Annotated in this window: 8 protein-coding genes and 1 pseudogene; 3 read left to right on the forward strand and 6 right to left on the reverse strand. The window is 73.3% G+C overall.

Going from position 1 to position 6,436, the window contains the following annotated elements; all coding sequences use genetic code 11:
- Window positions 1-103 precede the first annotated feature (103 nt).
- The 3 genes from ABZU52_RS24195 to ABZU52_RS24205 are packed head-to-tail and all read left to right on the forward strand — an operon-like array spanning window position 104 to window position 2,900.
- On the forward strand, window positions 104-955 hold the full coding sequence (locus ABZU52_RS24195; protein WP_354973265.1) for an amino acid ABC transporter permease: 852 nt from the start codon (window positions 104-106) through the stop codon (window positions 953-955).
- On the forward strand, window positions 952-1,731 hold the full coding sequence (locus ABZU52_RS24200; protein ID WP_354973266.1) for an amino acid ABC transporter ATP-binding protein: 780 nt from the start codon (window positions 952-954) through the stop codon (window positions 1,729-1,731). The genes ABZU52_RS24195 and ABZU52_RS24200 overlap by 4 nt, the downstream gene beginning before the upstream one ends.
- Window positions 1,731-2,900 carry a M20/M25/M40 family metallo-hydrolase gene (locus ABZU52_RS24205; RefSeq protein ID WP_354973267.1) on the forward strand — a complete coding sequence of 390 codons (1,170 nt, stop codon included), beginning with the start codon at window positions 1,731-1,733 and terminating at the stop codon, window positions 2,898-2,900. The genes ABZU52_RS24200 and ABZU52_RS24205 overlap by 1 nt, the downstream gene beginning before the upstream one ends.
- A 56-nt stretch (window positions 2,901-2,956) precedes the next feature.
- Here ABZU52_RS24205 and ABZU52_RS24210 read toward each other — a convergent pair whose 3' ends face one another.
- The 6 genes and pseudogenes from ABZU52_RS24210 to ABZU52_RS24235 form a co-directional block, all read right to left on the reverse strand.
- Window positions 2,957-3,601: a C39 family peptidase gene (locus ABZU52_RS24210; protein ID WP_354973268.1), complete on the reverse strand. Its 645-nt coding sequence runs from the start codon at window positions 3,599-3,601 to the stop codon at window positions 2,957-2,959.
- 222 nt (window positions 3,602-3,823) lie between these two features.
- Window positions 3,824-4,231, reverse strand: a complete 408-nt coding sequence (locus ABZU52_RS24215) for a TIGR03618 family F420-dependent PPOX class oxidoreductase (protein ID WP_354973269.1) — start codon at window positions 4,229-4,231, stop codon at window positions 3,824-3,826.
- A 31-nt stretch (window positions 4,232-4,262) separates the two neighbouring features.
- Window positions 4,263-4,604, reverse strand: a complete 342-nt coding sequence (locus ABZU52_RS24220) for a YkvA family protein (RefSeq protein ID WP_354973270.1) — start codon at window positions 4,602-4,604, stop codon at window positions 4,263-4,265.
- A gap of 33 nt (window positions 4,605-4,637) precedes the next feature.
- Window positions 4,638-5,456: a hypothetical protein gene (locus ABZU52_RS24225; RefSeq protein ID WP_354973271.1), complete on the reverse strand. Its 819-nt coding sequence runs from the start codon at window positions 5,454-5,456 to the stop codon at window positions 4,638-4,640.
- A 152-nt stretch (window positions 5,457-5,608) separates the two neighbouring features.
- Entirely contained in the window at window positions 5,609-5,929 is a 321-nt protein-coding gene (locus ABZU52_RS24230; protein ID WP_354973272.1) for a hypothetical protein, read from the reverse strand.
- Window positions 5,930-6,173: 244 nt separating this feature from the next.
- Window positions 6,174-6,436, reverse strand: a pseudogene (locus ABZU52_RS24235) (hypothetical protein); the annotation flags it as partial.

Raw genomic sequence — 6,436 nt, forward strand, 5'->3', positions numbered from 1 at the left:
GCGACCCCTGAACCGCGGTCGCCGGGCGCCCTTCCCACACCGTGAGGGCGGGTCCGAATGGCGCCCGGCGACCGCCGCACCGCTTTCGCAGGAGGCACTGCACATGAGCGACACCGAGACCGTACGGGTGGTCCCCGTCCGGCACTACGGTCGTTGGCTGACCGCGCTGGTCGTGGTCGGACTGGCGGCCCTGTTCCTCCGGGCGCTGCTGGACAGCCCCAATCTCGAACCCGCCACCATCGGCGACTACCTGTTCAAGGACTACATCCTCGACGGCGTGGTCACCACGCTCTGGCTCACCCTGCTGGCGATGGTGCTCGGCACCGTCGGCGGCGTACTCCTCGCCGTGATGCGGCTGTCGCCCAACCCCGTGCTGCGCGCTGTCTCCTGGGCCTTCATCTGGGTCTTCCGGGGCACCCCGCTGCTCGTGCAGATCATCTTCTTCGGCTTCCTCGGCGCGCTCTTTCCCCGGCTCACGCTGAGCCTGCCGTTCACCGGCACCGTCCTGTTCGACCAACCCACAAGCGTCGTGGTCACCGGCACTGTCGCCGCCGTCCTGGCCCTCTCGCTCAACGAGATGGCTTACGCCGCCGAGGTCATCCGGGGCGGCATCCTCGCCGTGGACGGCGGCCAGACCGAAGCCGCCGCAGCGCTCGGCATGAGCCCGACGCTCACCCTGCGCCGGGTGGTGCTGCCGCAGGCGATGCGGGTGATCATCCCGCCGATGGGCAACGAGACGATCACCATGCTCAAGTCCACCGCACTGGTATCGATCATCGCGGGGCGTGACCTCATGACCGCCGTGCAGACCGTCTATCAGGGCAACTACAAGGTGATCCCACTGCTGGTGGTCGCCGCGATCTGGTACCTGGCACTGGTGAGCCTGCTCTCCGCCGGGCAGTGGGCGATCGAACGGCGATTCGGCCGCGGCTTCGCCCGGGGAGGAGTGCGATGACTGTCGCCGACGGAGCCCCACCGATGGTTCGCGCCGAGGCGGTCACCAAACGGTTCGGCCCGATCGAGGTGCTCACCGGCATCGACCTCGTGGTGGCACCCGGCGAGGTGGCCTGCCTGCTCGGTCCCTCCGGCTCGGGCAAGTCCACCTTCCTGCGCTGCATCAATCACCTGGAACGGATCGACGGCGGCCAGCTCTGGGTCGACGGTGAACTGGTCGGCTACCGGCGCAGCGGCGACAAGCTCTACGAGCTGAAGGCCCGCGAGGTCGCCCGCCGCCGGCGGGACATCGGCATGGTGTTCCAGCGGTTCAACCTCTTCCCGCACCTCACCGCCCTGGGCAACGTGATCGAGGCGCCGGTCCGGGTGCTCGGCACCTCCCGGGAGGAGGCCCGCGCCGAGGCGATTCGACTGCTCGATCGGGTCGGGCTGGCGGAGAAGGCGAACGCCTACCCGGGGCAGCTCTCCGGCGGGCAGCAGCAACGGGTGGCGATCGCCCGCGCGCTGGCCATGCATCCGAAGCTGATGCTGTTCGACGAGCCCACCTCGGCGCTCGACCCCGAACTGGTGGGTGACGTGCTGGACGTGATGAAGGGCCTCGCCGCCGACGGGATGACGATGATCGTGGTGACCCACGAGATGGGCTTCGCCCGCGAGGTGGCCGACTCGGTGGCCTTCCTCGACGGCGGGGTGGTCGTCGAGGCCGGCCCACCGGCGGACGTGCTCGGCAACCCCCGGCACGACCGCACCCGCGCCTTCCTGGCCAAGGTGCTCTGATGGATCCGCTGCTCACCGCCGCAGGCGACCGGCTGACCGCGTACCACCAGCGGTTGGCCGAGCTGGTCGGCATCGACTCCGGGTCCGGGCAGGTCGACGGGCTGCGCGCGGCCGCCGATGTCGTGCAGACCTGGTGCCTGGCCGCCGGGCTGGCGGTCGAACGGGAACCCGTCGCCGACCCGACCGGCGTGCCGCTGGGCGACGTGCTGATCGCCCGTCGACGCGGACGCGGCACCCGCCGGATCCTGCTCGCCGGCCACCTCGACACGGTGTTCCCGGCGGGGACGGCAGCCGCCCGTCCGTTCCGGGTGCAGGACGGGCGGGCGTACGGCCCGGGGGTGAGCGACGACAAGGGCGGCGTGCTCGCCGGACTGGCCGCGATCGAGGTGCTGACCAGGCTCGACCTCGCCGAGTACGGCGAGCTGATCCTGCTCTGCACCCCGGACGAGGAGATCGGCTCACCCGGCAGCCGGGCACTGCTGCGCGGCCTGGGGTCGACGGTCGACGTGGCGCTCTGCCTGGAGTGCGCCCGGGACAACGGCGACCTCGTCTCCGCCCGTAAGGGTGTCGCGGACCTGGAAGTCACCCTGCGTGGTCGGGCGGCGCACGCCGGCATCGAGCCGGAACGCGGGGCCAACGCTCTGCTCGCCGCAGCCCGGTTGACGGTCGCGCTGGATGAGCTCAACGGCCGCTGGCCCGGTGTGACGGTGAACGTCGGGCACCTGCACGCGGGGGATCGACCGAACGTGGTCGCCGACCGGGCCCGGATGCTTGTCGACCTGCGCGCCTGGCGCACCGGTGAGTACGAGGCGGCGCTCGCCGAGATCCGTCGGTTGGTGGCCGTCCCGACCGTCTCCGGGGTCCGGGCCGAGGTGGCCGTGCACGCGCCCACCCCGCCCTGGGAGCCGCGCCCGGCCGACCGCCGGCTCACCGAACTGGCGGCGAAGGTGGGCGCGGGGCTGGGCGTGCCGGTGTCACACACCGCCACCGGCGGATGTGCCGACGCGAACCTGCTGGCCGAGGCGGGCGCTGCGGTGCTGGACGGCCTCGGTCCGGTCGGCGGCGCGGACCACAGTCCGTCGGAGTGGTTGGATCTGGACTCCGTCGTGCCCCGCACCGCCCTGCTCGCCGGCCTGATCGACCAGGTCAGCCGGGACAACGGCGGCTGACGACGGTCGGGCCGGCCTCCCCGCACGGGAGAGGCCGGCCCGGTGAACCGTCCAGGTCAGGAGGAGTAGCCGCGCTCGGCGATCCAGTTGGCGACCTTCGGCAGGCTCATCCAGTACTCGCCCAACGCCGGGTCGGCCGGGTCGGCGACCCGGATGGTGTCGCCACCGTCGCGGTAGCCGACGAGGGTCAGGTAGTGGCCGCCCTCGTACGAGTGCGGGTTGCCGTCGGTGTCCACGGTCGTGCCCTTGATGTTGGCCACCACCGGCCGGCCGGAGTTCACCGCGGCCAGCACGTCGCGGCGCAGCTGCTCGACCTGGTCGGGGCGGGCCACCGAATCACGGATCTCGGTGGTCCGGTACTTGCCGCCGGTCAGTTCGTTCAGCACCCGGGTGGTGTCCAGGGCCGAGGGGGTACCCGCCTCGGTGGTGCCGAGCAGTCGGGCCACCTCGTCCTGGGACAACGTCTTGCCCTGCGCGGACAGCGCGATCCGGGTCGCGGCCGGGCCGCAGTAGTAGAAGTTCGGCTGGGCCTGGTAGTCGACCCCGAGGATGCGCTCGGCGTGCCGGTCGGTCTGGTTCGACGAGGCCGGGGCGGCCGGCGCCGGGGCGGCGTGCGCGGCGACCGCCGGGCCGAGGGCGCAACCGCCGGCCACCAGCAGGCCGAGGACGGACAGGCCGCTCTTCTGGACGATCGGGTTCATGGTCGAGTCTCCGTTCGGGGTTGGCGCCTCCGACCAGCGGAGGACGGCAGCACCGGGAATGGCGCTCGGCGCGACACGGGGGGCCGGCCATCGGTGGTCTCGGCCCTGGGCGTACCGACGGCGTAACCGCGCTGCTCCACGGAGAATTCCGCCGCTGTGGGGCCCGGAGGGCGCCCGCAATCGCGCCCGGACCGAACCGGTCATCGGGGACAGGCGGTCAGCTCAGAGGCTCCCCAGCAGCCTGGTAACGGTGATCTCGATGACCACCCGCTCCGGGTTTGGGCGTGGTGTCCGATACCGTTCGGCGTAGCGCCGCTCCGCCTCCGCCACGGCGGCCGGATCCGACCGCAGCACCGCGCGACCCTCGATGGTCAACCAGCGGCGGCCATCCACGTGGCACACGGCCACCGCCGCGCCGGCCGCACCGGCCGCCGCCACCTGACGGGCCTTCCGGGAGGCACCGGAGGTGATGACCCGGGCCAGCCCCGCCGCCGGGTCGAGAGTCACACCCACCGGTACGACGTGCGGGGTGCCGTCCGCCCGCACTGTGGTCAGCGTCGCGAGGTGCCGTTCCGCGCAGAAGGCGACGACACGCTCATCGTGCACGTCCAACCGATGATCGCCCGCCATGCCCGTCCCCTGTCCGCCGAACCGGCCTCGATCATGGCACGCGTCGGCGTACCCGGCCCTGATCCGGCGGCGCGTCCGGCTGACCGGGCAACTGGCGACCCGCCGCCCGACGTTGGTGCACCAGCCGGGTCAGGTAGATCAGCGCGGCGGCCAGCACCCCCATGTCATCCAGGTAGATCGGGTCCGGCAGCACGTCGACCGGGAAGATCGTGTAGATCAGCGCCCCGTAGAAGGCGACCTTGCCGCCCGCACCGAGGCCGGTCAACAGCCGCCGGGTACGCACCACCCGCACCGCCAGCACCACGGCACCGACCAGTGTGGCGAGCGCCAGGATGCCGGCGATCACCACGAGGACCCACGCCTGTCGGGACATGGCGTCACGCTAACCCACCCGGCCCCGTACGGCTCAGAACGCGGGCACCGTCGCCCGACCGCGAGCGGTCACCTTGTTCTCCCGGGTCTGCTCGACGCTCTCCCGGCGCTGCGCGTCCAACGGTCGGGCCACCTCGCTCAGCGGCAACACCGACGCCGAATCGGCGACCCGACGTCCGGTCGCGGCGTGCGCCTCCTCGCGCAGACTGCGGGCCGCGGCCACCGCCAACTCCGCCGCCCGCCACGCGGCCTGCTCCCGCTCCCGGGCCGCGGCGTGCCGGGCCGCCAGATTGTCCCGGATCGCCCGCTGGAGCACCAGCTCCTGCTCGACCGGGTGCCGCCGCGGGTCCCAGCCGTCACGGTGCGCGAAGACGTCGCTGAGCTGCTCCACCGACAGTTCCCGCCGCCAGTACGCATCCAGCGCCGCCCGGTGCAGGTAGCGCTCGCGGTCCGCGTACTCGGCGGGGGTCCGTGCGGTGTGCGGCAGCGGCATCGCGGCCGCCGCGTCGAGCCGCCGTACGCCAGCCTCGGCCGCCTCGTACGCCAGCCAGGCCGCCTCGACCGCCTCCTGCGCGGCCACCCACTCCGACCGGCGGCGCCGCACGGTGGTGGTCGCCCGTTCCGCGGCCACCGCGACCTCCTGCGCGTAACGGCTCTGCTCCCGCTCCTCCTGCGCCTGCTCCAATTGGCTCGGCATGGCCGCGCGGCGGATCCGGGAACCCGGGTCGAAGCGCAGCCGGCCGGGCCGCAACAGGAGAACGGAGACAGCGACGGCGACCACCCCGAGCAGGCTCAGCCAGATGACGGCGGCCCGGGAGAGGTCTGGCAGGACGGCGGAGAGGATGGTTTGCATGATCAGCACCTCGCGGTCGAAGGCGGGTATCGACGGGCGGTAGGAGGGCGCGGCGGCACCGGTCGGCCCATCGGCGGGGTCGTCCCGTCGACGGCGACTCAGGTGCCGTCCGGGATCAGCCGGGATCGGGCCCGGGAATCTCCGGGCCTGGCTCAGCGAGCGGGCGGGCCGCGTCGCGCGGGAGTGCCCCGGCCGGGATCGACGGCCGTCGCGTGCCCCGACACCGCCACCACCGGACTGGCCCCGGTGGCGGTGTCGACCGTGGCGGCCGGCGGCGCGAGGGCGGGCTGGCCGCCCCGCTCGATGGCCGGGCCGGCGTCGAGGTGGACACTGTCGACCCGGCTGCTCACGGCACTGGGCCGGAGCTGCGTGGGGGCCGGCGGTGGGGTCGCGGCGAGAGCGGCACCGAGGCCGACCGCGAGCACCAGCGCGGTGATCGCCAGGCGGGTCAGGTCGCGCAGTGACCGCAGCACAGCCCACCGGGCTGGGCGGACAGACGCTGCGGACGACACCTGACCAACCTATCGCCCGTCCTGGCGTACCGCAGCATGGCGACGGACCGGCTGGGCGTGACAGCTACCACCATGCGCACTGTGGACGGCGCCGATCGGGCCCGAGAACGACGGTGCCCCCGGCCGGATCGGGTCCGATCGGGGGCACCGCGCGTCGTTCGGGCGGCATCACCTGTGCTGCGGGTACGCCGGCGGCGGACCGTGGTCAGTCGCCGGTGCCGAGCACCGGGGGTGCGGCCTTCTCGTTGCCCTGCCACACCATCTCGTCCTCGGTCAACCAGGTCATTCGCTCGTCGGAGTCGTCGTCCTGCGCTCGACCCTGCCCGCCGAGCACACCGGGACGGCCGGCACCGGAACCCGGCCGGGCGTTGCCACCGGCCACGGCCGCCCGGCCGCCGCTCCCGCCGCGCTGGCCGTCGATGCTGCGCCCGACCCCGCTGGCCGCGCGGTTCTCCGCCGGGGCCGTGC

This window comes from Micromonospora sp. NPDC005220 (genome assembly GCF_040607895.1).
Lineage (GTDB): Bacteria > Actinomycetota > Actinomycetes > Mycobacteriales > Micromonosporaceae > Micromonospora.

Bases quoted from the DNA above. Each gene is read 5' to 3' on its own strand.
- ABZU52_RS24195 (WP_354973265.1), top strand. From the start codon at position 104: ATGAGCGACACCGAGACCGTACGGGTGGTCCCCGTCCGGCACTACGGT.
- ABZU52_RS24200 (WP_354973266.1), top strand. From the start codon at position 952: ATGACTGTCGCCGACGGAGCCCCACCGATGGTTCGCGCCGAGGCGGTC.
- ABZU52_RS24205 (WP_354973267.1), top strand. From the start codon at position 1,731: ATGGATCCGCTGCTCACCGCCGCAGGCGACCGGCTGACCGCGTACCAC.
- ABZU52_RS24210 (WP_354973268.1), bottom strand. From the start codon at position 3,601: ATGAACCCGATCGTCCAGAAGAGCGGCCTGTCCGTCCTCGGCCTGCTG.
- ABZU52_RS24215 (WP_354973269.1), bottom strand. From the start codon at position 4,231: ATGGCGGGCGATCATCGGTTGGACGTGCACGATGAGCGTGTCGTCGCC.
- ABZU52_RS24220 (WP_354973270.1), bottom strand. From the start codon at position 4,604: ATGTCCCGACAGGCGTGGGTCCTCGTGGTGATCGCCGGCATCCTGGCG.
- ABZU52_RS24225 (WP_354973271.1), bottom strand. From the start codon at position 5,456: ATGCAAACCATCCTCTCCGCCGTCCTGCCAGACCTCTCCCGGGCCGCC.